Raw genomic sequence first — 24,373 nt, forward strand, 5'->3', positions numbered from 1 at the left:
AGGGAACCATCATGCAAATTGCTCAACCTTACCTACTCTTTCTTGGCGATGTAACCGATCCACTCGCAGCAAAAACCGCGCGTGGCATATACCAATGGCGACCTGAGATTTGTCTTGGCCAAATCCGCCTGACGCCAGAAACCGTATCGCTTGGTTTAACCGACATGACACTACAACAAGCGCAGCAGCAAGGAGCAAAAACGCTGGTGCTCGGCACGGCAAATCCAGGAGGCGTCATTCCCGAAGCTTGGCAAGCAACCTTACTTGAAGCGGCAGAGATGGGATTTGAAATTGCATCGGGCATGCACCAACGTTTGGCGGAACTTTCTCCTCTTGCCGATCTAGAACAACGCGGATTAACCAAACTGTATGATGTTCGCCATTATGATGCCCCGCTCAAGGTCGGCAATGGCAAAGCTCGCGCAGGCAAGCGAGTACTTACTGTAGGAACAGATTGCTCCGTTGGCAAAATGTACTCTGCCCTTGCCATTGAGCATGCATTGAAGCGTAAAAACTGTCGTGCAGAGTTCAAAGCAACGGGTCAAACCGGAATTCTCATCGCAGGAAGTGGCATTTCAATTGATGCCGTAGTTGCCGATTTTATCTCCGGCGCAGTAGAAGCGATCAGCCCTGAGTTCACCGATCACGATTGGGACATCATCGAAGGGCAAGGTTCGTTATTTAACCCTTCGTTTGCTGGCGTAAGTTTGGGCTTACTTCACGGCGCACAAGCGGACGCTCTGGTACTGTGCCATGAGATTGGTCGCCCGCACATCCGCAACTTGCCACATGCGAGTTTGCCAACCATTGAACAAACGATAGAAGCGAATCTGGCCGCTGCTCGCCTCACAAATGCAAAAGCTCAATTAGTGGGTATTTGCTTAAACACTTCGGCGATCAGCGAAGAAGATGCAGCCCAGCTATGCCAGGATTGGAGCGAAAAATATCGGGTGCCCGTCACCGACCCTGTGCGTTTTGGCGTTGATGCGGTTGCAGATAAGATCCTTACGATTTAGGAAACATTTACGGTTTAGAAAATAACTGCGGTTTAGGGAAAACTAGTGAGATGAAAATTCATGTAGAACCCGTCACGATTGCTATGGCGACACCATTTCGCATCTCTCGCGGCAGTCGGACAGAGTGCCACGTAGTCCGCGTGACAATTGAACATCGAGGCATGATCGCCCAAGGAGAATGCACGCCATACCCTCGTTATGGTGAATCAGTTGAATCGGTAATTAAGGCGATTTCTCACGCCGCGCATGAACTGCAAAGTTTGTATGCCAAAGGCGAAGCTGATGTCATGGCTCTCAAAAGCCAGCTTCAATCGTTATTGCCCGCAGGAGCGGCAAGAAATGCATTGGATTGCGCGCTTTGGCATCTTCACGCGCTTTTGAGCCAAAAGCAGCAGGTTCACGACCTCTTTACGTTACCTGAGGCGATTGTGACGGCGATGACGGTTTCTATCGACACGCCGCAAGCGATGGCAAAACAGGCGCAAGCTTACCTTAGCCAAGGCGCAAAACTGCTTAAGGTAAAACTGGATGGTGAAAACGTGATTGAGCGCGTTGCAGCAGTACGCGATGGCGCTCCGCACGCGCAAATTGTCTTAGATGCGAATGAAGCGTGGCAAAACTTCGACCTCGCGACGGTATTTGATCAACTCGAACCGTTTAATATCACCATGATCGAGCAACCGTTGCCACAAGACCGTGATGACGTACTCGCCAGCATTCCGCACCCCATTCCACTTTGCGCCGATGAAAGTTGCCACACCAGAGAGCAATTACCTCAGTTGGTTGGCAAATATGAAATGGTGAACATTAAGCTAGATAAAACGGGCGGGCTCAGTGAAGCATTATTGCTGGCCGACGATGCAAAAAAACTCGGTTTTAGCCTCATGTCCGGTTGTATGTTGGGGACGTCGCTGGCGATGCGTGCTGCGTTACCCATTGCTGCTCAGGCGAGCGTTGTCGATCTTGATGGCCCGGTGTTGCTCGGACAAGATGTAACGCCGAGCTTGGTTTATCGCGACGGCGAAATCGTTCTTTCCAAATAGCCTAAACAATCCAGAGGTTTTGATCCAAAAGTCAGAACCTCTGAGTTTATGATCTCGATTAAAAAACAATCAGTCCCATCATGAAATAAATCACATAAATTATACGGTTATTACGGCATGCTAAGATTACAGTAGTCCAAGAAGGTGGTCTTATGCATCGAGTCATCCGGAAAATGACATGGAAGACGAATAGGCGGTAATCCCGCCCTACTCCAATGCAGTGCGTGGGTTTCTATAGCAGCCCACTTCCTAGCAATTCGTAGGTTTTTCACGCCATCTTGCAAGGAGGCTCTATGCCTATAAACAAAATACGCAATATCGCTTTCGTCGGCCAAACCGGGACCGGTAAAACCACGCTGATAGAAAAACTGCTCTTCACCTGCGATGCCACTCACCATTTAGGCAGCGTAGAAAAAGGCGATACCGTTACCGACTTCGACCCTCAATCCATCCAATATCAACACAGTATTGAAGCAACGCCAGTCGCACTGCGCTGGAATAAACACCGGCTCAATATCATCGACACTCCGGGACAAAACGAGTTACTTGGCCGTACGATCAGCGTCTTTCCTGCCGTTGAAACATCCGCCCTTGTCATCGACCCTCAAACCCCACTAAACCAAACTTCCGATCGCTTATTCACCTTTGCTAAAGAGCAGCAAAAATGTCAGATGATCATCATCAATAAGCTCGATAACCACGGTAGTCAGTTAGAAAGATTGATGGAGAACATCGTTGAGCATTTTGGGGACCACTGCTTGCCGATCAACTTACCTTCGGCTGACGGGGAATCTGTAGTTGACTGCTATTTCGAACCAGAATTGGGACGAGAAACCTTACTTGCGACGGTAGATGAAGCTCATGAGACCTTGATTGACCAAGTTATCGAAGTCGATGAAGAACTGATGGAACTGTATCTGGAACAAGGTTCCGAACTCACCGCAGAGCAACTGCATGATCCATTTGAAGAAGCACTGAGAACTGGACATGTGATTCCGGTCTGTTTTGTCTCAGCACAAACCGGCGCGGGCGTCGAGCTTCTGCTTCGTACCTTGGCGGAGATCATGCCCATGCCAAACGAAGGTAACCCTCCTCTATTGGAAAAGAACGGCAAAAAAATCAAAGTAAATTGCGAAACTTTAGAGCACACCGTCGCACACGTGTACAAAGTCAGCGTCGACCCATATATGGGAAAACTTGCCTACTTACGTGTGTATCAGGGTGAAATCAATGCGGGCAGCCAGCTTTATATTGGCGAAAGCAATAAGGCATTTAAAGTTGGGCACTTATATCAACTGCAGGGCAAAGATAGAACCGAGATCCCTCGTGCGCTTGCGGGCGACTTCTGCGTTTTAGCCAAAGTGGATGATCTCGAATTCGATTCGATCGTTCATGACTCTCACGAAGAAGATGGTGTTCAACTCAAAACGTTGGACCTTCCTGACTCCATGTATTCTTTGTGCTTGAAGCCTCTTAAGCGTGGAGATGAGCAAAAATTAGGCGATGTACTGAATAAAATCGCCAGTGAAGATCCTTCGCTGCGCATCGAACATCGCGCTCGCACCAACGAAACCATCATCAGCGGCCAAGGGGAGTTTCATCTCAAAGTCGCATTAGAAAAGATGGCTAACGTTTACAAACTGGACGTCGAAACCTGCCAACCAAGCGTAGAATACTTTGAAACCATCACCAAGCCTGCCGAAGGGCATTATCGACACAAAAAACAAAGTGGCGGTGCAGGCCAGTTTGGTGAAGTGCAATTGAAGGTTCGTCCACTCGAACGTGGCGCTGGATTTAAGTTCATCAACAAAGTGGTGGGTGGCGCCATTCCAACCGCGCTTATTCCCGCGGTCGAAAAAGGTATTTTACAAGTACTCGAAGAAGGGGCGATTTCTGGCAACCCAATTAAGGATGTGGAAGTCACCGTTTATGACGGTAAATATCACTCCGTCGATTCGAAAGAAATTGCGTTTGTCATCGCAGGTAAGAAAGCCTTTTTAGATGCGATCAACAACGCTGATCCTATTGTGCTGGAGCCAATTGTCCAAATGGAGTTACACGTCCCAACCACAAACGTCGGTGACGTGTCTGGGGATTTGTCAGGTAATCGAGGATTAATAGAAGGCACCGAACCGATTGATAGCCAATTCACGTTGTTGAAAGCCAAATCGCCAGTAAACGAGTTGCAAGATTACGCTCGTCGATTGCGATCTATCACGGGTGGTGAAGGCAGTTTTAGTATGACTTTAAGCCATTACGAGCCCGCGCCACCAGCAGTGCAAAAACAAGTCTGCCAAGGCAGTGCTCAACAAGGTTAATTCCCTACGATTCAAATCAATCAAATAAAAAAGCGCCCTCAAAATGAGGGCGCTTTTAGGTAAATTAAAATTTATTTATCGAGAGACAAACCGATCTGACTGATTTTATTTTCAAACTCTTCGATGCTGTTCGCTTTGTAAGTCGGAGCACCGTTAAAGTAGCGCGGTTTCTCTGGCAGCATCGCATTTTTCAGCTCTTGTTCTTGATCGACATTGTCATGATAAACCGTTACACGATTTGGAATATCCTGCTTTATTACAGCCATATTGGTTCTCCTTGTTTAAATCGAATATTAAGCGTAGAACGTGGTTAACGATGCGTAAAAGCCACTGTGCAAAATTTAGACACCAGCGACAATTTCATACTCAAACCATTGCATTATTTTGTTTCAATGTTCTCTTTAAGTATTCTTGGCGCACACACACCTTTCGCGTTTAAGGTAAGTGAAGATTCCACCATCAAAAGACAGGATGTCTTATGTCAAAGCAAGAGCTTAACCAGATGGGCAGTGCCAAAGTTTATCTGGTAGAAAAACAAGGCATTTCATTCATTGAAAAGCAGCAGGTAGAACAGGTTGAGGTCGCTTTTTATCAACACCAGGCTAAACCATTCAATGAACTTGGCATTCTTGTACCTGAGCTCATTGATTACGATCACCAACAAAATACGTTACGAATCGAGTATATCCCGCACTCTGTCAATCAAGAATTCCTGCTTGAAGAGCCGCGCGTGATAGAACAACTAGCTAAAATACATAGACTATCTCCGACATCAGACGGTGTTTATCATCCTCATCAGTGGACACAACCAGCCACTTCCCAAGCTTTAAACACGCTCAAACTAGACGCAAAAACAGAGCGGTTCTTTTATCAGCTACAAGAGCAATCCGGCCCGCTTTTCAACGCCAAAAATTTGATCTCTGGAGACACCAATGCCGGGAACTGGGGGCGACGAGATAATGGCGATTTGGTGCTGTTCGACTGGGAACGTTTTTCGACAGGGCATATCGCGATAGATTTAGCGCCACTAGTCAAAGGCATGGGCACATTCGAAGATTATCTTGGTGTGGCGCATACCTATACCAAGACGGCAAAGCAAGGCGATGCGAGTAATTTAGCAAGAACGATTGCAATAGCTAAAACGTGGATGGCGGTAGAAGTGGTGAATATACTGGTCTCGAGACAGAACCCGCAGACCAGTAAATACATTGACTGGTTTAAACAAACCTTACCGAAATGGGCAAAAGATCTTAGCGCTCAGATGACGAATTAGGTTCGGATATTTGATACAAACGTCTTTCAGGCTCTGCACAAGAGGTTTCACAATTGCACACCTTATCAACACCGACATTATTCAATCCGCCACAACTCCCTTGAATACGCTTGTAGTGGAAAATGACGCCAAGCGACATCAACAAAATGATTGCGAGAAAACCAAGAAAGGTAAATAACCAAACCATATTAACCTGCCTTATTAGCCATCGTCTTTAGCTTAAGTATAGCAGGGCGAGATGTCACTTTAAGTAGCCCTGTTGGGGCTTTCGGTCTTGCCAGCAAGGAGGGTTTGGATTTTTTGCCACCACAACCACAGGAACCGCAACCGCCTTTTGGCTTGTGAGCATTTTTCTTATGATTGTTTGAGGGACGACCTTGAGACGGCTCAATGAGAGGCTCTCTTGGAACCGCAAGTACATCTTCCAATGAGCTACGGGTAGAAAGCCTGAATACTTGCGTGCCACTACGAAGTAATTTGGCTAGTGCGCGTTCACCGATATTTCGTACAAGTACAGCATCCACATTGTACTCTTGCAGAGACTGAATTAACTGAGACTTCGCATTGCAACCTGCTTGTGGCATCGAAGCAATGTTCGCTAAGTTTTTTAGCATACCGTCAGTATCAGAATAAATAGCAATATATGGTGCTTTAACAAAGTGGTTTGCCACCCGCTCACCATCATTAGGAATAGCATAAATCATAAGTTTGACTCCTCATCCGGAAAAACTAATGCATGACCTTCAACTAAACTTTTTGCGACTTTCAATCTTGCACTTTTTACTGTGTTACCAAAAGTTTGTCTAGAGACGCCCATCTGTTCAGCAGCTTGCTGCTGGCTAAGACCCTCTAAATCGGCCAAACGCAGTGCTTCTAGCTCTTCTGGTAATATGGCGACTTGCTCCAACTGATGAAATGGCACGCCATTAGGTTTGAAACAATGGTGTGCAGCACGTCCGCATATTCGTCTTTCTATCTTTGGTCTTGCCATCATTATCCCTCGAAAACACAGGGTCAAATTACGCCTTAAACTGGCATATGCCAATAACATTTTTAGCATATGCCAATAAACTAAGTTTGCAAAAATCGACACGATAAATACGTAAGACATCAGGATTAATTAGACATCTAAAAATTTACAATTTGGTGACAAACGAGCAAAAAGATCAATTCTAATTATCTAGATAATAAAAACGTTAGTTTGCGCAGACTTTTCATACAAATACGCGCTAATGTATTCATTTTATTGGAGAAGAAAAACTATAATCCGATCAAATCATTCATTTGAACACTAATGATTATTTTATTAAAAGAGTGTCTCCCTAAGTAACTATAAAGTGCAGGTCGACTGCATTGAAATGAGCCTAAAGGGTAAAACAATAGATGGAGGACCTATCGAACCACCAATCATTACTTGGTCTACGATCCCAGTCATTCTTGCTGAATCACGTCTCTTGAGGGCACCTAGATATATCAGAAAAGGAAGTAAATATGTCTGACTCGAATTGGCTCAGCGAATTCCCAGAAATGGATCGCTCTGATCTTAGAGCAATTCGCAAAACACTCGATGGCGCCTACCGAGATTTCTCTCGTGAATATGGTGAACTTATCGAGTCTCTCTTTGATCCGCTCCTTTCATTTCTTGTCTGGTTTGAAAAACTGCTTATTTCAACACCTTGGGTCGTTGTTTTAGGCGTCTGCACCGCCCTCGTTTATGCCGCTAGTCGCTCTTGGAAACTGGCTATCGCATGTTTTGGCTCACTTATCCTGATTGGCTACTTCGGCATGTGGGAAGACACAATGCGCACGCTCAGTATTATCACGGTGTGTACCACGCTGGCAATCACACTCGGGATCCCTATCGGCATCGCTATGGCGCGCTCTAATCGTATTCAGTCAGTTGTGACGCCATTACTCGACGTCATGCAGACCATGCCGGCATTTGTGTATCTCATTCCAGTTGTGATGTTACTCGGGATTGGGAAAATTCCTGGCCTCATCGCAGTAGTGATCTACGCGATTCCACCTGTTATTCGTTTAACTAATTTGGGTATTCGTTTGGTGGATAAAGAAGTGTTGGAAGCCGCAACTGCATTTGGAGCCAGCAGTAAACAGCGACTTTTGGGGGTCCAACTTCCGCTCGCAATGCCAACCATCATGGCAGGAATCAACCAAACGATCATGATGGCACTGTCGATGGTCGTCATCGCATCGATGATTGGGGTAAAAGGTTTGGGCCAGCCCGTTCTTAAGTCGATTACCAATCAATATTTCACTCTTGGTCTTTTAAATGGTCTAGCCATTGTCGCTCTAGCGATTCTTTTCGACCGCGCTTCACAAGCGTATGCGAAACGCACTCAAGCCCATCTAGGAGATTTAAAGCATGACTAGCCCACTTATCGAAATCAGCGGTCTGTATAAAATCTTCGGACCCAAACCCGACAGCGTGATTGAGCGCGTCAAGTTGGGACATAGTAAAGAACACGTGTTAGCGGAAACGGGCCACACGGTCGGGCTAAAAGACATCAACCTCCAAATTAAAAAGGGCGAGATTTTCGTCATCATGGGTTTATCCGGTTCAGGAAAGTCCACCATGATTCGCCACTTCAATCGCCTAATCGATCCAACCATGGGACAGATTTTGGTGGAAGGGGTAGATGTCATGCAACTTTCTAACAAAGAGTTAGAGCAGTTTCGTCGTCATAAGATGTCGATGGTGTTTCAACGTTTTGGCTTACTGCCTCATCGCACTGTTATCAACAACATCGCTTACGGTTTGGAAATTCAAGGAATAAGTAAAGAAGCGCGCTTATCAAAAGCAAACGAATGGTTGGATACCGTTGGATTAACGGGTTATGAGAACCAATACCCCGCTCAGCTATCAGGTGGTCAGCAGCAACGCGTAGGCCTCGCACGAGCGTTGGCAACCAATGCCGAAATACTGTTAATGGACGAGGCATTTTCAGCGCTGGACCCACTGATTCGGAGCGAAATGCAGGATCAGTTAATAGAACTGCAACAGCAGTTACACAAAACGATTGTTTTTATTACTCACGACTTAGATGAAGCACTGCGCCTTGGCGATCGCATTGCGATCCTTAAAGACGGTGAGCTTGTCCAACAAGGTTCACCAGACGAAATATTGCTGCATCCTGCCGATGAGTACGTTGAAGCCTTTGTAAAAGACGTCAATAGAGCGCGAGCATTGACGGTTGAGACTGTGATGCAGCCACCTTCATATCGCATTGCCGCTAAAACCATTGAAGAAGCGCTCAGTGAGATGAAACGTGTTAAACGTGATTATGCTTATCATGTGACCGATGCAGGCTATCAAGGCGTGGTAACGCAACAAGGGTTACTAGACGCGACGAAGTTAACTCAAACCCCAAGCTGGGATGATGATATCTATGAAGAAGTGCCTATCATCTCTCCCCATTCAGCCATTGAGCAAATATTGACTGAAACCATGTCGTGCGAATACTCACTGCCCGTTGTCGATGAGCATGGCCATTTGAAAGGTGAATTAGAGCGTCGTACTGTTGCTGGTTTATTCGCTGATGAAGACAGCACAAAACGAAGCACCTCACGTTCAAACATCGATAAGGCCTCTTAACTGATTTAATAAAACAGCTCACAGCAATGTGGGCTGTTTTCATTATCTCTGCCCCTCTAGATATTTATTTGTAGACTCAAGCTTGATATCCCAATCAACATTTACATTGTTCTGATTTTCCTGACAATTTCACGCTCATATTCGGTTTTATTGACATAGATAGATCATTCTATTGCTTTTTGATGACGCAAATACCTGATAAATGTCTACTATTACTCTCATACAAAATCTTGATTTAAAGAGGGATAAAATGAAAAAAACAATGTTGGCACTAACAGGCGCGGTAATCATTCTTGCAGGCTGTCAAGATGAGAAACCTGCCGAAACAAGCGCAGTTGAAGTACCTCAAGCGACGGAAACTGAAGTCACTACTAGCGCAGAAGTTACTACAGAGACAATTGACACGCTGCCAGTAGCAGAAGAACAAGTCATCACTGAAGAAACATTTGTAGACTCTGAGCATAACGCACAAAATGCCCTGGACTGGAACGGCACATATAAAGGTACGCTTCCATGTGCGGATTGTTCAGGTATCGACATGACCATCACACTAAATCAAGATGGCACTTACGTACTTGAAGAAAGCTACCAAGACAAAGAAGACGGTCAGTCAAAGTCTGAAGGCCAATTCACTTGGGATGCAAACGGCAGCATCGTAACGTTGACAAACGAAGATGCACCAAACCAATACTTTGTTGGTGAAAATGTACTTATGAAGCTAGACATGAATGGCGAAAAAGTAACAGGTGACCTAGCACCGTTATACAACTTAACGAAACAACAATAAGTTCGTATCGATACCTGATAAATAATCTAAATCCGAGCTACCCCAGCTCGGATTTTTTCTTTCCATCGACGGCAGTTGTCTTTCTTATCTTTCTTCTCCGATCTTACATTCCGCTTCTTATCCTGATGGTTCATTACATTTCCATACGCTTTGCTGATAGAGGCTTACAACTTCATTTTGTACAGTGTTCAAAACAAATCAGAACAACTCGGAAAAATGATGAAAAAGACATTAATTGCACTACTAACTCTGACTGCTGCTGGTTCAGCGGTTGCTGGTGATACTTATATTCGTAACGGTAACATCTACAACAATGAAGGTGGCTGGAACGCGGAAGTCGGAGTGGCTCATGGCAGCGATCTTTTCAAAGATCAAAAATACAATACAGCTCCAATTCTAAATGGCGGTTACCATGGTGACGACTTTAACGCCGATCTAAGTGGCATTAACTACCGCTTCTTCGGTAACACCAATGAATTAATCAACATGAGTGCTTACCTTGTTGGCAGTGGTGTCATGCGTGACGGTGATATTGCAAAGAGCCTGAAAGGCACGGATAAACGTCGCTTTGCTGTCGATTTAGGTTTGAACACTGACTTTACGTTAGATCAACACAATGTGATTTCAACATACCTTCAACATGATATCAGTGGTGCTTACAAAGGTTACTTAGCGGGTGCGACTTACTTCCACATTATGAACTTCGGTAGTGTTGATTTTGTTCCTTTTGCTAACCTAACTTATCAAAGTGAAGACTACGTAGATTACTACTTTGGCGTAAAACAACGCGAAGCAAATGCAAACCGCAAAGCGTACAAAGGTGATTCAACAGTAAGCTATGGTTTAGGCTACAAGCTAGTCATGCCAATCAACGATAACTGGCAAGTGAGCCAAATGACACAATACACTCGCCTAGGCAGCGGTATCAGCGATTCCTCGATTGTTGATAGTGCAAATCAATGGGTTGTTGGTGCGAGTGTGTCGTACAACTTCTAACTCTACATTCCACATAAAGCCATCATTGCGATGGCTTTATGTATTCATACTCTATGCTCACCGTATCGAAATATGCTAGTTAGAGTGAGCGTTCCAGAGACGATGCAAATCGCTATAACCCGTATTTTTCACCTGAACACCGCGCACTTGCTGTGTTTTTGTCACCTCTTCATAGCCAACAAATAAAGGCAAATAAAGATACTGCTCTCGTAACGCTTTTTCTACACCTAAAAGAGATTGTAAAGATTGAGCATTTGTCATGGCTTCGCGAAGGTTTTCTCGATGGATCAACATCTGGCTTTGATCAAAACTAAAACGCAAACCTGTTGCTATCGATAGCCATTCAAATACGCCATACTCAAACGGCGCTTCCATGACTTCTTCAATTAGGAGTAAGTCCGCTCGATGTGATACGACTTCAGGAAAACTAATGTCATCAATAATGACGATCTCTAGCTCTAGTCCCGTCGCCCGAATCACTCGGTGCAACCACTCAGAGTGACGAATTAAACTTGGTATCGTCCAGACTGGCTCAGCTAGCGCTACTTTACCTTGTAGCTTAGGCGTCACAATAGCCTCTGCTATTAGTAAATCTTGCCCTTGAGTCACTAACTGAATGCTGTCAACGGCACTTTGCGCCTCATAGATTCTCTTTTGCGCATTGATGTAATCGGCGAGTTGATACCAATCTTCTTTTGCGAGATTAGAGTCCGCGCGCTGCCGATAGGTCAAATATGAAAATGCGCTGATTTTTTTTTCACTTCAACGTGATCAGAGGTTTGGTTAAAACTCAACATATTCAAGGTCTTAACATTACCATGAGACAGCGTGATTTGGTCCAACAACGCGCGTGCTGAAAAATATTCTTTGTGTGCTTGAAGAAGCATACTCTCTTGGTTCCAACCACTGATTTTAAATGGTCCGGTGCCTATGTGGTAAGAATAACCAGAACCGAAAGAAACAACATCTCGACAAAGAATAGAAGCGTGAGGAGTGGCTAGCATGTATGGAAAAAACATGTTCGGATGTTTCAATGTGATTTTTAAGCAGCTCGATGTTTCGGCAATCACACTGTCAATACACTGCCAGAGCTCGTGTACTGGTCCTTTTATTTCCTTAAGTCTTTCGATGCTCCAAACAACATCTTGTATGCTGAGAAGTTCGCCATCGTGACGATATATTCCAGGCCTCAACCATAACGTCATCACATTGCCTTCCATTTTCCACTCATGTGCTAGCGAAGGCTCAATGCCACCATTGGAATTTTGAGTCAGCAAAACATCATAAACACTTTTCGCCACATGCAGTTCAGTATGACGATAAGTGTTCGCAGGATCGACCTTAGACACCCAAGGATAAGAGGAGATCAAAATAGCGTTATTTGACTCATTCAACTGGTTCACTTTTTCAGAGGCAATCGTCAGCGCCCTGACAGCACTTTGGCCGAACCAATCGATAAGTTTTGTTATCGAGTTCATTCTTCCCCGACCAAGCTCCTCAACCAAAAATTCGGTCATCGCTTGTTGAAGGGAAATAGTAATATTCAGACGACTGGCGTTACTTCTGCCAATTGCAGGTTTCCAATCTACCCAACCGTAAGAGGCAAGCTTTTTCATCACAATAGAAACATTGCGCCTTGACGTACAAATTACCACTTCAAGCTCAGACAGCGTAACGAAGTGATATTGATGAGGTTCAAAGTGCTTTAACAGTAGATCCAGATACCTAAGATTGACATCGTTCACAAAGATTCCTAAGAGTTATTCCAAAGCAAAAATAGCACAGGACGCTTAGCAACTAAACTTCCTGTGCTATATCTAAACATATTCAAAGCTTGGACTCAGCTCGACCAACAGAAGTCAAAAACGTGTACTAAGCCAAGAGGTAACTTGAATAAGTATTCTTAGAAACGGTAACTCATACCTACAGAGAACACGTTGATGTCAGCATCAACCGTTACTTTTTCATTACCAAATTTCGCAATGTCTAGCTCAGGCATCATGTATTCCCATTCAACTTGTAGAGCAAAGTTTTCTGTAATAGCGAACTCTGCGCCTAAACCGTACATGCCTGTCACAGTGCTGTCAGAAATGGTGGTATGGCCTGCGCTACCGTCAATCACAGAGTTGCTAATTTTGAATTCAGCATTGAAGTAAGAAAGACCAGCTTTAGCAAAAAGGTTGAAACGATCACCAATAGGTAGAGTCGCTTTTGGTTGAATCGATAAATACTTCATATCACCAACAGTAACAACTTTGCCGTCTAAAGCGTCGTAGCCACCAATGGCTGCTTCGAGAGAAATGTATTCGTTGAACTTGTAACCACCAAATACTTTACCTGAAAGGCTTGAGTCATCTTCAAGTTTAAGCTTAGTGCTAGCGTTGGTACCACCACCATTGATAGAGCCATTAACATCACCAAACGATGCTTGACCTACCGATGCACCAACGTAAGGAGCTGCGTTTGCAACAGAACATGTTGCTAGAAGGGCTGTCATTAGCCATGTTTTTTTTAAACATTGTATTTCACTGCCTGTTAATTATTGAGGTTGTGTTTTTGCCCATCCTTAAGCACGTCATGCTATCCATTTCACTCGGTTTCAAAACCAAGTTGATGTTAATGAATAAAAACTCAATAAAACATGAAATATTTAAAACACAACCTTGCACTTTCTTTCTTAATCATGACAATTTAGTCATTTCATAAGCACTGTTGCTTCAACCAATTAGTGAGTTTGATAATTTCCGCCTGCTTGGCTCGGCTCTTTTTATGAATAAAATAAAAGCTGTCCCCCGTCTCTAATCCATGAGAAGGGATATACACCAAATCATGCGCTTTATCTCTTTCATTGAGCATAAAATCATTCGCAAATGCGATGCCTTGGTCATAACGTGCAGCCTCAATTGCCAACAACATATGACTAAAATGTTGAACATCGACATCTTTTGGCAAAGTGTAACCACCTGCTCTGCACCACTCTGCCCAGTCTTTTCCTCTCTCACGATAAATAGAGTCTGTCGACAAAATAGGATATCGCCAAAGCGCTTCTGGAATGGGTTGATCTTGTAACTCTTTCCAAATTTTATGGCTGCATACCGGATACAGCGTTTCCGCGTATAACTTCACCGACATATAGTTGCGCTTTGGCTTCTCTACCGTGATAAAACAATCACCAACGCTATCTGTCTGCTCAGGATCACCAACAACCATATTGAGTGTCAGATCGATTTCCGGATGTAACCGCTTAAAATCAGACAAACGCGGAATAAGCCACTTTACGGCAAGCGAGCTATAAATCGCTAAACGTATGCTGCCTTTGTCCCCTTCTCTCACCTTTTGGCTGGCCATCGCAATAGAGCTAATTGCCGGGCTAATATCCTCTAAATAACGAGCACCAGTATCCGATAAAGAGAGCTTTCTTCCTTGACGAATAAATAATGACTCGCCCAAATAATCTTCCAATAATCGTATCTGATGACTAACGGCACTTTGCGTCACATTGAGCTCTTCAGCCGCAAGCGAAAAGCTAGAGTTTCGAGCGACAGATTCAAAACAGTGAACCGCTCTGAGTGGTGGCAATTTCATTATCTAAAAATCTCATACTTAAACTAATAAATATCACTTCACTTCATCCTATGACATCACCTACTCTTTGGCAAAGAAAGAGGAGAGGAAATAAGTGAAAGTTACATCGGTCGGCGCAGCTATGCTGCTATTAATTGTTGGGAATCTCATTGCGGTGCTTTCGGACTCTTTAATTAAAAGTGTCGGAAATGAAGTGCCTATTTTTCAGTTTGTCTTTTTCCGACAAATTTCCGCAGTGCTTTTCCTACTGCCTGTCTGCTTGCTGACAAAAAAGACTCATTTTCTTGAAGGATTTAAATGGCATGCTGTCCGCGCTCACGTGTGGTTGCTTGGTGCTATATTTATGGTTTTGGCGATTTCATCTTTACCGCTCGCAACTGCGAACGCAATCTTCTACGCCGCGCCATTAATCATGCTGCCGCTTGCCGCGATATTTTTTGGAGAACAGTTATCTAAGCAATCGGTCGCCGCTGCGATAATGGGCTTTGCCGGTGTATTGGTCATCATTCGTCCAGACCAAATCGATTGGGCAGCGATTTCAGCTTTAGTTGTTGCAATTACTTTAGCAATCAATAACTTGCTCATTCGAAAACTGCCAAAAAATCAGTCTGTGATGCAAACGCTATTAATGACAAACTTGGCAGGTATTCCCGTGGCTTTCTTACTTGTTCTGATCGAAGCGGAACCTTGGGACTGGAGTGCTTTCCCTGTCGCTGCTGGCTCAAGTTTGTTCATCATGATTTATGCGGCAACATGTGTGATCGCTTACCGCTCGATTGATAGCAACAAAATTGCCAGCGCTGAATACAGTGGCTTAATTGGTGCCGTGTTTGTGGGATTAATCTGGTTTGGAGAAGTGCCAGACATATTCATGGCGATAGGAACAATAATGATTGTTGTGCCGCTGGTTTGGCTTTCTAAACGAGAACGTCGCAAGAAAAAGCTGCAAGCTCAGCAAGAGCGAGAACAAAAAGAGGCACACGTTACTTAAAATCGCGCTCTATCTCAAAGACTAAAAAACCGAGTCGTAAGTGCTCGGTTTTTTTATGTAGCTCTAATCCATTCTGATGTAAGCGACCACATGAGATAAAAACTGCCTTGCAAAACGATCATTAAACCGGATGCGATATTCATGATCGGCTTCCGATACTAAACGCCAACCTTCAGCAAAGTACTCTTTGATATCATCGACCGCTTCGTCTTCATTTTTGATGTGTTTCGCGTTCCACTGATAAGTGCAAGAGACAACCATCAGCCCGCCAACCTTGGTGGCTTCTTTTAGAGCGTTGATCACGCTAAGTAGCGACTCACATTGATCAACCACGTTCAAACATACGACTAAATCAAAGCTAGACTGGAGAGTATCGTGCTCAAAAGGTTGGTTAATCAGCGTCAAATCAACATGAGCACATTTTTGCACGATATCTCTATTCTCTACTTCTAACGTGTTTATGGTGTTCACATCGTGCAGATAAGTTAACTCGACCCGTTGTTCTTCTATTAAAAGCTGCTTAAAGCCATCTATTAACCTATTTGAAGGCTCAACCAGCGCCGCTTCTTTAAGGCTAGATAAGCGTTGCACTAACTCATAATAGTTTCTTCCCAGCGCCGCCCCAACCTCAAGTAGGGAACACTGCTGAACGCCGCTCTCGAGTGCCGTCTGCGCAATAAAGTCAGCGACTTGGGAACAATGTGGTGATGACAAAAAAGAGAGTGGGACTTGTTTTGAGCGACTGGTTATCGTCTCAATCTGCTTATCTTCGATGAACTTGTCGAACCATTGCGCTTCGAAATAACCAGCTAAACCGCGATCGGTCAGGTAAAAATCTTCCATGTTTTTTCCGTTCGTACTTTTAGAAAAGTGATTGTATCGAACGCTGAAATTAACTGGTAATTCTGGCTGCACATTCCCGCGGGAAAATAGATGAAAACACCGCTTATGTGAAAAAGCCCTTTCGTCTCAAAGATAAAAGGGCTTGTTAATTACTTCGGTTGAGGAGCTAGTTATTGCGGAAGAACAACTTTGCCATCTTGAATTGGGAACGTTTTTGTCGCTGGCTTGCTCGCTAAGCGAACCGTCGTTGGCGCACCTGAAACTTCATAAGTGACATCGTAACCCACTACTTTTTCAGATGTTGTGTATTCTGTATGGCACTGCTTTTTCGTCGTTGTCACTACATCGCCTTGTTGCACGTTCTCCTGAATCTTACGACCCGTTAATGCACCAGCGATCGTACCAGCAGCAGTTGCAATCACTTTACCTGAGCCACCACCGATTTGGTTACCCAATGCCGCGCCAGCTGCTGCGCCGCCGACCGTACCAATTATTTTATTATCATCCGTAGGAGCAACTTGCTCCGTTACTACCACGTCTTTACATACTTGGTGTGGATTTTTCACAGTTTCAGTCACCGCTTCAACCAAAGTAATGTTTGCTTGGGCTGGAGCTGGTGGCGTTTTGTCTTTACAGCCTGCTAGTACAGCAACAACTGCCGTTGCAATTGCGATAGATTTCATATTCATGATTTACATCCCAGTATGGTTTGCTTTGATGAGCGGTATAGTAAATCGCAATTAGGAAATCACATCAGGCGAAAACAAACCCTCTGTCATTAACGAGTAAAGAAACACTGTTTTATAAAAGGTACGTCAAGAAACACTCAACAGAATGTCAACTAAGCTAAAACCGTATCATTACTGATTATGATTAGGCTTGATTAACCTATGAGGCTTATTTTTAAGCCAAGCTTAAAAATAGTTCGTCATCCGTTAAATACTTATGACGGTGACTCAGGTTACGCACGTGCATAAACATAAAGTCAGGAAAACCAGGAGCAATAATGTTGTTTGGTTCCCAGCATACACCGCCAACAAACACATATCGCCCTTGCTTGTCATCTTCGTGAAGGGGGTTATTAAGAGGAGAAGAAAACTCTGCTCGGCAACCTTCAACCACACAAACAATTTGTCCTTTAAAAAGGCCAATCACGCGCTTAACAAGATTTGCCTTGATGCCACATTTCCATGCCTGCCGAGTTGCCATCTCATAGCCATATTTTCGGATCGCTTTCTTTTGCAAATGTACTACTAGGTTCATTTTGACTCCTGATTCAAGCAATTACGCGAAGCCCAAAGTCATAAAAGCAGATAGACGTCTATACCCGAGTGACCTCATGGTACATGGGAATAAACTACGTGATTAGACTGAGTTTAGTGTCCGATGAAAATACACCTTCCACGATGCTGTAACGTATCGATTTACACCAATCATAGGCACATAGCACATCAAAAAAACAACCTCATTTTCGAGTGCTTTCCTACGCTGTATCTGGTTACTTCTGCGTATTACTATAACGAAATCACCCTCTACGTTTGTCTATATAAATTTGTCGTAACGATAGAGGGTGCTTATCAAGAAGGGGGATAACGCCTACGCGTCGATGAGATAGTTTTGACCTTCAGTTTCTAGACGATCAATCAGTTTACGACACTCATTTAAATCAAGAGGTTGCTCGAAGCGGCGCTTGAGGTTCATCAAAAAGAAGATATCTTCACACATGGCTTTCTCAGGTTCGTCACTGATTTTTGCGACTGGTGAACCATTGCACGTGACCATTTTGATCACGATAGAAAGTGGCTGGTAGGCTTCACCCTCTTTATTGACATAATCACCCATATCGTTCGCAAGAAAAGTACCGATACCAAAACTCACCTGAATACGTCCTTGGAAATACTCGCAAATATCTAACGCTTGTTCGAAGTTAAGTCCGTCGGTAAACACCAGTGTTTTTGTTAATGGGTCTATATTAAGCGACTGGTAGTGTGCAATCATTTTTTCACCCCAGCTATAAGGACAACCACTATCGTGACGCACACCGAAATACGCGTTACTTAGCTCTTCATCAAAGTCTTTAAGGAAGGCATCAATACCAATCGTGTCGGTCAGTGCAATACCTAGTGCACCGTTAAACATTTTTTGCCAACGTTGCAAAGCCACTTTTTGCGAATCTCGCACATTCACCAGAGCTTGATGGCCCATAAACCATTCATGAGCAACGGTACCGATAGGCGTCAAATTCAGTTCTTTTGCTAAGTGGTAGTTGCTTGTTCCTGTCAAACATTCCGGCACTTCCTGGCACAAGAACTCCAGCATGGTGCGCTGAGCTTGAAAGGAAAAACGTCGACGCGTCGACATATCAGAAAACTTAAAGTTAGTGATGTTACGACGTTTTAGTTCGGATTTTAGGTACCGAACTTTCTCTTCTAAAACGGTGGTAAATTGCGCTACAGGGATATCTGACCAACGCTGACGGCTACGAACTTCAGACACGATACTCATGATGATCGTTTCGTACAAAATAGTATCTCGCCACAAACCATTGATAGTAATGCGTAACTGGCTTGAGCCATCAGCCATGGCTTTATTATGGAAAGAGACATCGCTTTGTGGGTTGAAACGGAAATGGCGCAGTGCATCAACAAAGTCAGGATTCAGGTAAGGAGCGACACGCTTAATATATTCGATTTCTTCTTGCGTAAATTGAATGTCTTGCAGTTTAAGAACTTCTGCTTTTACCTCTGGTAGCAGTTCAGAGAGATCTTCCTCGCTACGCACAATAAATTTGTATGACACCATCGCATCAGGGTAAAGCGCTGTTACTGCGCTCATCATATTGACTTTGTAGACATCAAAATCCAAAGCGCTTTGAATGATGCGGGAAGAAAATAGTTTGGTGGTCATTAGGTGCCCTTCTACACGCCCTTCCTGGGTATATAACTTTTTGTTACTAACTAATTTGCGTAAACAATAAACACCCATCTATAGTTTGTCAACTTTTGTTACTAACCACTCATTTTTATAAGGTTTTTCTGTCTAGAATTCGCACACAGATTGTGAATAAGTCAGATTTATTCGTAGATTTATACTCAAGGCGTACTATGAAGCACTACCGAAAACGTTTCGCACAACTCGTTACTTACCCATTGATTGACCACTTGTTATGCGCTAGATTACTTACAAATCAATATTAGGACCCAACCATGATCGTATCTGTCGACATTATTCCATTCAGGCTATCAGGCTGTGCCGATAAGGGATTGGAAGTGTTGTTGATTAAACGTTCAAATCCAAATCGGCCATACCATGGAGTCTGGGCACTACCGGGCGGATTTGTCTTTGATAAAGACTTAACCAGTGAAGGAGGACGCCCGGCCGATGAAAACTTTGAGGCGGCGCGTCGCCGAATTTGCCGCGAGAAAATCCATACTTACCCTCGTCACTTTAGTGAAGCGTTTATCGACGGCGATCCCAAGCGTGATCCAGAAGACTGGAGCTTAAACATTACGCACTACGCCTTGGTCGATCGTAACAATGTAGAGCAAATCAACAATGCAGGTGTACCAGAGTGCCAACTTAAATGGTTTTCGCTACAGGCTATACTCAATGGAGAAGAGACTCTCGCGTTTGACCATCAAAAAACCATTGAAAAAGCGTGGCAGAAGCTTCGTGCATCCATTGAATACACATCGGTTCTTTTGTTTGCATTAGACAAAGAGTTTTTGGTTGCCGACATCATTTCTGCTTATCAAGAGTTTGGTATTGATATTAGCCGAATGACGATTAAGCGCCGCTTGATAGATTCAGGCGTACTAAAACCCACCAATAAAGTCGCTTCTACCAACAAAGGCAAAGGTGGAAAACCCGCAATGGTATATACGCTGACCAGCGACGAAGTAACCTTTTTTCAAAACTGTTTGCGTGGATAAACGCAGGCAATCAGACAGACAAGGAGTCTGCCATGACTGTTCGAGTAAACTATCAAACTACAGCAGTGATCGACGTTGATCCAGAGAAAGGCTTTAGTGAGTTATGTCCAAATGAACTACCCGTTGCAGGTGCGTTGGAAATCGTACCGGAGCTTCTGAGTAATCATGCCAAAGGCCGATTAAAACTGGTGAGCCGTGACTTGCACCCACCGAAAGCAAAATGGGATGCAGAAACACCAGCCAACATGCTTGAACCCGTCGGTCTACCCAATGTGGATATAAAATGGAACCGCCATTGTGTGCTTGGCACAACAGGTTCTGAACTGCTAGACGGTTTACCACCCGTGTTGGACTACGATTTTCAAGTTAATAAAGGCATGGATCCTGACGCGCACCCTTACGGTATTTTTTTCCATGATATTGCCGATACTAAAACGACAGGCGCACATGAATTTCTAAAATTCAACGGGATTGATACTCTAGTGATCGGTGGTCTCGCGCTAGATTTTTGTGTGAAGAAATCCGTCATGCAAGCACTGGATCTTGGCTACAATGTGGTGGTCAACCTTGCTTCAACTCGCGCAGTGCTGCCTGATAATATTGAAAATGTGCTGACAGAGCTCAAGGATCAAGGCGCATTATTTGTCGAAAAAGCGGATGACATCATCGTAGAAAAATTCGCCTAGAGGCAAGAAACAAATGGATAGGGATTTCACCATGCATCAACACGAGAAGTTAAACTACGTTGAATTTGGTTCCACCAATATTAACGCTACAAAACAATTTTTTGAGCGTACCTTTGACTGGACCTTTATCGATTATGGTCCTGAATACTCTGCATTTTCAGGACAAGGGTTAGATGGCGGATTCTTCAAATCTGAGTTTGTAAACCAAACCACAAATGGTGGCGCACTTTTAGTGTTTTATAGCTCAGATATTCAGGCCACGCAGGCAAAAGTAGAACAATGTGGTGGAAAAATTATCCGCCCTATTTTCGAATTTCCCGGCGGCTGCCGATTCCACTTCACCGAACCAAGTGGAAATGAATTCGCAGTATGGTCGGAGAGCCATTAGTACTTACCCCAACACCACTTCCACACCTAGCTTTTTGATTTGCTCAATGTCGCTTTTCGGAGCGGCTTTGTCGGTTAACAACACCGATATTTCGTTGGTATTGCCAATTGAAGAAGGATAAATCTGTCCAAATTTACTGGAGTCCGTCAGTACGATGTTACGTCTATTCTTTGCCAGAATGGCCTCTGCGATGTCGGCACGCATCATGTCTCGGCTAGTAAAACCAGTGTCTTGGTGAAATCCGTCGATACCCAAGAAAGCCGTGCTGAAGTGAATGTTCTCAATACAGAGTTTGGTGAGCGGGCCAACCAAGCTCTCGCCTTGATGCTGATACACACCACCAAGCAAGATAATGTTGGCTGAGGTGTTACGGATGAGATGGGCAATGTACGCCGATGGGGTAATGATGGTCACATCGCCGCGTTCAGCTAAAGTGCGAGCCAGTAATGCGTTTGCACTCCCACCTTCAATCAGCACTGTCTCACTTGGCGCGACCAAGTCTGCCGCTTTATTTGCAAGTGATTGTTTAATATCAAAACGGACTTCTAATCGGGTATCAATATCATCACTTTGCAATGCGGTAGCTGCGCCGTGTACGCGCTTTAGATAGCCCTGTTGCTCCAGAAAATTCAAATCCTGCCTGATGGTCACGCCCGACACGCCGATAATGTCAGAAAGCTCCGTGACTTGAACGCGTTTACGATCATTCACTAATTGCAGGATTTCATTTTGTCTTGGGTTCACAGGCTCACTCCTTATTAATGAGCTTGCAGTATACGCCCGAATACTTTCATATGAAAGCAGCCTGTGAACGATAGAAATAAGCGAAGCTGCGTTACACCGTAAGCTCTAGACGGTTGCCATCCGGATCTAATACGCAGCTTTCGTAGTAACCATCACCCGTTTGTCTCGGACCGTCGATCCATTGGTAACCATCATCTACTAAGGTTTTGGTTAATTGATCCACCGCCTGCTCTGATCCTAAAGCGAAGGCAAAGTGTGCTAATCCTGTTATCTGCATCGCATGAGATTTTTCACAAGCGGTCACGCCTTCCATCGACATTAACTCCAATCGTGCACCACTTTCAAACGAAAGAAAGTAAGATGAAAACTGCTTAGTTGGGTTGTGGTATTTATCGTTAGACATCACGTTAAAATATTTCTCATAGAAGGCTTTTAACTCTTCCAAACGTTCTGTCCAAATCGCGATATGTTCAATTTTCATTGGGATTCACCTTAGCTCTTAACTGCGCTCAATCTAACGAGGAAAAGCAGCACAAAAAAGAGAGCAAATCACCACCGAGTTGTTCCTGTTTTATGTCCGAACTGCTCATCGATGAGTCATTAAATCTATGGTTGGAGTTGTGTTTGAGCGAAAGTGATGTCCATAATGGCGCAAAGTTTTACAGGATAAAATGATGGAAGAGATTTACTTCGCAGGCGGCTGCCTTTGGGGCGTTCAAGAATTTATGCGTCACCTTCCCGGCGTAATTAGCACCGAAGCAGGACGAGCAAATGGCACGACGGATAACACTCAATCCGAATACGATGGTTACGCAGAATGCGTGAAAACCCAATTCGACCCTGAACAAGTTTCGGTTGAAACTTTAATGGGGTATCTGTTTGAGATCATCGACCCGCACAGTGTTAACAAGCAAGGTGAAGACGTAGGTGAAAAGTACCGTACCGGTGTTTATAGCCAAAACGAGCAACACCTAACGATTGCTAAAGCGTTTATCGCAGCAAGACCGGATGCCGATAAAATCGCCGTAGAAGTGCTGCCACTCACAAACTACGTGCCAAGTGATGATGAGCACCAAGACCGACTCACGCGCTTTCCAAACGACTACTGCCATATCCCGTTAGATTTGCTGCATAAGTACAAAAATCCGTCTTAATGGATAAGCCAAATCCAGCGTACTAACCCCTCCTAACCTCCCCTTGGCTTCAGATTCGGAGCTGACATTCGCCAATGTGTCTCAAGGGGAGGGACTAGCTAAGTTCACTAGCAGTTCTCCTAAGCCATCACTCCGCTCCGCGACGAAGGAGCGTGGTGATAAATCTATTGCCAACGGGCAACCTGTACCATTGAACCCGACAAGCGCTCAAAACAAGAGTGCTGCTCGCTTTATGTCTTTTCTCAAAGAGATAGAAAATAGAGCTATTAAAAGGGTTATTGGAGGAGATTTAGCACAAAGCCTCTTTTTTATAGCAAAATTGAACCATATTTGATTCCCTTCTCGTTTATTTTTAAGCTTCATTATTAATTTCAAAATAACTGGAATATAAATCACATAATAAATTTTATAATATTCCTCGTTATTAATGACGGCTATCACACTTAAGCTTGGGTGATACAAAAGTATAGTTATTGGTTTTTTTTTACTATTTCCGAAAACCACTTCATTAATTAAATTTGACTCATTACTTCAGTACCAATGAGTCACAAAATGATTACAGAACTAACAAACGTCAATTTAATTAAAGGCAACCTTCAAGCAAATAATAAAAAAGAAGTCTTTGAAGAGCTAGCGCAAATGCTATTCGAAAATAATCGAATAAGCAGCAAAGAGGCTTTTTTAACCGACATCGAAGCACGTGAAGCATTAAGCGTGACTTCAATGGACGGCATCGCATACCCACACGCAAAAAGCAAAGCGGTGACAGAGCCTGCAATCGCTGTTGGCGTAAAGCGCGAAGGCATCGAGTATGGCGACGAAGAGGGAGTCAAACCAACCGTATTCTTCATGATTGCTTCACCTGATAACGGTGCCGACCACCATATTTATGTTCTTCAAGAATTATTCGGAAAATTTAGCGAAGAGTTTATTGAAGATATTCATAACGCAAAAGACGAAAACCAAATACTAAATATTTTAATTAATTCATAAGGCGTGAAATT

The 24,373-nt window shown here is 44.0% G+C and carries 26 protein-coding genes and 1 pseudogene; 14 read left to right on the top strand and 13 right to left on the bottom strand.

The annotated features are described in order from the left end of the window. Positions 1-11: 11 nt before the first annotated feature. The 3 genes from dgcN (at position 12) to fusA (ending at position 4,377) form a co-directional block, all read left to right on the top strand. Entirely contained in the window at positions 12-1,016 is a 1,005-nt protein-coding gene (dgcN, locus tag ACHFJ9_RS03625; RefSeq protein WP_395355333.1) for an N-acetyltransferase DgcN, read from the top strand. A 50-nt stretch (positions 1,017-1,066) separates the two neighbouring features. Then, positions 1,067-2,059, top strand: coding sequence for an N-acetyl-D-Glu racemase DgcA (gene dgcA / locus ACHFJ9_RS03630; protein ID WP_395355286.1), 993 nt, complete (start codon positions 1,067-1,069; stop codon positions 2,057-2,059). A 293-nt stretch (positions 2,060-2,352) separates the two neighbouring features. Next, positions 2,353-4,377: an elongation factor G gene (fusA, locus tag ACHFJ9_RS03635; protein ID WP_258689583.1), complete on the top strand. Its 2,025-nt coding sequence runs from the start codon at positions 2,353-2,355 to the stop codon at positions 4,375-4,377. Positions 4,378-4,448: 71 nt separating this feature from the next. Here fusA and ACHFJ9_RS03640 read toward each other — a convergent pair whose 3' ends face one another. Continuing rightward, the gene (locus ACHFJ9_RS03640; protein ID WP_005392673.1) at positions 4,449-4,643 is read right to left on the bottom strand and encodes a hypothetical protein; all 195 of its coding nucleotides are present in this window, start codon (positions 4,641-4,643) and stop codon (positions 4,449-4,451) included. A gap of 212 nt (positions 4,644-4,855) precedes the next feature. On the opposite strand from ACHFJ9_RS03640, the gene ACHFJ9_RS03645 reads away from it, so the two are divergent. Next, positions 4,856-5,650 carry a phosphotransferase gene (locus tag ACHFJ9_RS03645; RefSeq protein WP_395355289.1) on the top strand — a complete coding sequence of 265 codons (795 nt, stop codon included), beginning with the start codon at positions 4,856-4,858 and terminating at the stop codon, positions 5,648-5,650. Here ACHFJ9_RS03645 and nqrM read toward each other — a convergent pair. Genes nqrM through ACHFJ9_RS03660 form a run of 3 tightly spaced genes read right to left on the bottom strand, consistent with a single transcriptional unit; the run spans position 5,628 to position 6,641 of the window. Further along, positions 5,628-5,837, bottom strand: coding sequence for a (Na+)-NQR maturation NqrM (gene nqrM / locus ACHFJ9_RS03650; protein WP_395355291.1), 210 nt, complete (start codon positions 5,835-5,837; stop codon positions 5,628-5,630). The genes ACHFJ9_RS03645 and nqrM overlap by 23 nt on opposite strands. Position 5,838: 1 nt before the next feature. After that, positions 5,839-6,354, bottom strand: a complete 516-nt coding sequence (locus ACHFJ9_RS03655) for a NifB/NifX family molybdenum-iron cluster-binding protein (RefSeq protein ID WP_395355292.1) — start codon at positions 6,352-6,354, stop codon at positions 5,839-5,841. Then, on the bottom strand, positions 6,351-6,641 hold the full coding sequence (locus tag ACHFJ9_RS03660; protein ID WP_005392669.1) for a DUF134 domain-containing protein: 291 nt from the start codon (positions 6,639-6,641) through the stop codon (positions 6,351-6,353). Before ACHFJ9_RS03660 ends, ACHFJ9_RS03655 begins: the two co-directional genes overlap by 4 nt. Positions 6,642-7,141: 500 nt before the next feature. On the opposite strand from ACHFJ9_RS03660, the gene ACHFJ9_RS03665 reads away from it, so the two are divergent. From ACHFJ9_RS03665 to ompV, 4 genes are all read left to right on the top strand, one after another. Further along, positions 7,142-8,041, top strand: coding sequence for an ABC transporter permease (locus ACHFJ9_RS03665; RefSeq protein WP_395355294.1), 900 nt, complete (start codon positions 7,142-7,144; stop codon positions 8,039-8,041). Continuing rightward, positions 8,034-9,263 (top strand): glycine betaine/L-proline ABC transporter ATP-binding protein, encoded by a 1,230-nt coding sequence (locus tag ACHFJ9_RS03670; RefSeq protein WP_395355296.1) that lies wholly within the window; start codon positions 8,034-8,036, stop codon positions 9,261-9,263. Before ACHFJ9_RS03665 ends, ACHFJ9_RS03670 begins: the two co-directional genes overlap by 8 nt. A 250-nt stretch (positions 9,264-9,513) precedes the next feature. Beyond that, positions 9,514-10,050: a copper resistance protein NlpE gene (locus tag ACHFJ9_RS03675; RefSeq protein ID WP_046873821.1), complete on the top strand. Its 537-nt coding sequence runs from the start codon at positions 9,514-9,516 to the stop codon at positions 10,048-10,050. Between the two features lie 219 nt (positions 10,051-10,269). After that, complete coding sequence (ompV, locus tag ACHFJ9_RS03680) at positions 10,270-11,046, top strand: outer membrane protein OmpV (protein WP_005392665.1); 777 nt, start codon at positions 10,270-10,272, stop codon at positions 11,044-11,046. A 75-nt stretch (positions 11,047-11,121) separates the two neighbouring features. On the opposite strand, the pseudogene ACHFJ9_RS03685 reads toward ompV, so the two are convergent. The 3 genes and pseudogenes from ACHFJ9_RS03685 to ACHFJ9_RS03695 all read right to left on the bottom strand — a co-directional run bounded on the left by ACHFJ9_RS03685 (position 11,122) and on the right by ACHFJ9_RS03695 (position 14,631). Beyond that, positions 11,122-12,791, bottom strand: a pseudogene (locus ACHFJ9_RS03685) (ABC transporter substrate-binding protein). Between the two features lie 158 nt (positions 12,792-12,949). Then, positions 12,950-13,543 carry an outer membrane beta-barrel protein gene (locus ACHFJ9_RS03690; protein WP_005387221.1) on the bottom strand — a complete coding sequence of 198 codons (594 nt, stop codon included), beginning with the start codon at positions 13,541-13,543 and terminating at the stop codon, positions 12,950-12,952. 203 nt (positions 13,544-13,746) lie between these two features. Then, positions 13,747-14,631, bottom strand: a complete 885-nt coding sequence (locus ACHFJ9_RS03695) for a LysR family transcriptional regulator (protein WP_005392662.1) — start codon at positions 14,629-14,631, stop codon at positions 13,747-13,749. Positions 14,632-14,725: 94 nt separating this feature from the next. Between ACHFJ9_RS03695 and ACHFJ9_RS03700 the strand changes: the two genes are divergently transcribed. Further along, entirely contained in the window at positions 14,726-15,622 is an 897-nt protein-coding gene (locus tag ACHFJ9_RS03700; protein WP_046873824.1) for a DMT family transporter, read from the top strand. 63 nt (positions 15,623-15,685) lie between these two features. Here ACHFJ9_RS03700 and ACHFJ9_RS03705 read toward each other — a convergent pair whose 3' ends face one another. From ACHFJ9_RS03705 to pncB, 4 genes are all read right to left on the bottom strand, one after another. Then, the gene (locus tag ACHFJ9_RS03705) at positions 15,686-16,465 is read right to left on the bottom strand and encodes an SAM-dependent methyltransferase (protein WP_395355300.1); all 780 of its coding nucleotides are present in this window, start codon (positions 16,463-16,465) and stop codon (positions 15,686-15,688) included. A gap of 170 nt (positions 16,466-16,635) precedes the next feature. Then, positions 16,636-17,154, bottom strand: coding sequence for a glycine zipper 2TM domain-containing protein (locus ACHFJ9_RS03710; RefSeq protein ID WP_395355303.1), 519 nt, complete (start codon positions 17,152-17,154; stop codon positions 16,636-16,638). A 214-nt stretch (positions 17,155-17,368) separates the two neighbouring features. Then, positions 17,369-17,728, bottom strand: coding sequence for a hypothetical protein (locus ACHFJ9_RS03715; RefSeq protein ID WP_005373947.1), 360 nt, complete (start codon positions 17,726-17,728; stop codon positions 17,369-17,371). Between the two features lie 333 nt (positions 17,729-18,061). Beyond that, the gene (gene pncB / locus ACHFJ9_RS03720) at positions 18,062-19,372 is read right to left on the bottom strand and encodes a nicotinate phosphoribosyltransferase (RefSeq protein WP_074190011.1); all 1,311 of its coding nucleotides are present in this window, start codon (positions 19,370-19,372) and stop codon (positions 18,062-18,064) included. Between the two features lie 299 nt (positions 19,373-19,671). Here pncB and ACHFJ9_RS03725 point away from each other — a divergent pair, with 299 nt between their 5' ends. The 3 genes from ACHFJ9_RS03725 to ACHFJ9_RS03735 are packed head-to-tail and all read left to right on the top strand — an operon-like array spanning position 19,672 to position 21,471. Then, entirely contained in the window at positions 19,672-20,397 is a 726-nt protein-coding gene (locus ACHFJ9_RS03725) for an NUDIX domain-containing protein (RefSeq protein WP_005373953.1), read from the top strand. Between the two features lie 32 nt (positions 20,398-20,429). After that, positions 20,430-21,083, top strand: a complete 654-nt coding sequence (locus tag ACHFJ9_RS03730; RefSeq protein WP_053808096.1) for an isochorismatase family protein — start codon at positions 20,430-20,432, stop codon at positions 21,081-21,083. Positions 21,084-21,114: 31 nt separating this feature from the next. Beyond that, positions 21,115-21,471, top strand: coding sequence for a VOC family protein (locus ACHFJ9_RS03735; RefSeq protein ID WP_006741338.1), 357 nt, complete (start codon positions 21,115-21,117; stop codon positions 21,469-21,471). A gap of 3 nt (positions 21,472-21,474) precedes the next feature. Here ACHFJ9_RS03735 and ACHFJ9_RS03740 read toward each other — a convergent pair whose 3' ends face one another. Continuing rightward, a complete protein-coding gene (locus ACHFJ9_RS03740; protein ID WP_282174870.1) occupies positions 21,475-22,215 on the bottom strand; it encodes a DNA-binding transcriptional regulator YciT in 741 nt (246 codons plus the stop codon). Between the two features lie 91 nt (positions 22,216-22,306). Continuing rightward, positions 22,307-22,696 (bottom strand): VOC family protein, encoded by a 390-nt coding sequence (locus ACHFJ9_RS03745; protein WP_104973416.1) that lies wholly within the window; start codon positions 22,694-22,696, stop codon positions 22,307-22,309. Between the two features lie 193 nt (positions 22,697-22,889). On the opposite strand from ACHFJ9_RS03745, the gene ACHFJ9_RS03750 reads away from it, so the two are divergent. Together ACHFJ9_RS03750 and ACHFJ9_RS03755 are read left to right on the top strand one after the other, a co-directional pair. Next, positions 22,890-23,369: a peptide-methionine (S)-S-oxide reductase gene (locus ACHFJ9_RS03750; protein WP_104041278.1), complete on the top strand. Its 480-nt coding sequence runs from the start codon at positions 22,890-22,892 to the stop codon at positions 23,367-23,369. Between the two features lie 552 nt (positions 23,370-23,921). Then, on the top strand, positions 23,922-24,362 hold the full coding sequence (locus ACHFJ9_RS03755) for a PTS sugar transporter subunit IIA (RefSeq protein WP_005436338.1): 441 nt from the start codon (positions 23,922-23,924) through the stop codon (positions 24,360-24,362). The last annotated feature ends 11 nt before the right edge of the window (positions 24,363-24,373 follow it).

It is taken from the genome of Vibrio sp. D3, assembly GCF_043995865.1.
Classification (GTDB): domain Bacteria; phylum Pseudomonadota; class Gammaproteobacteria; order Enterobacterales; family Vibrionaceae; genus Vibrio; species Vibrio diabolicus.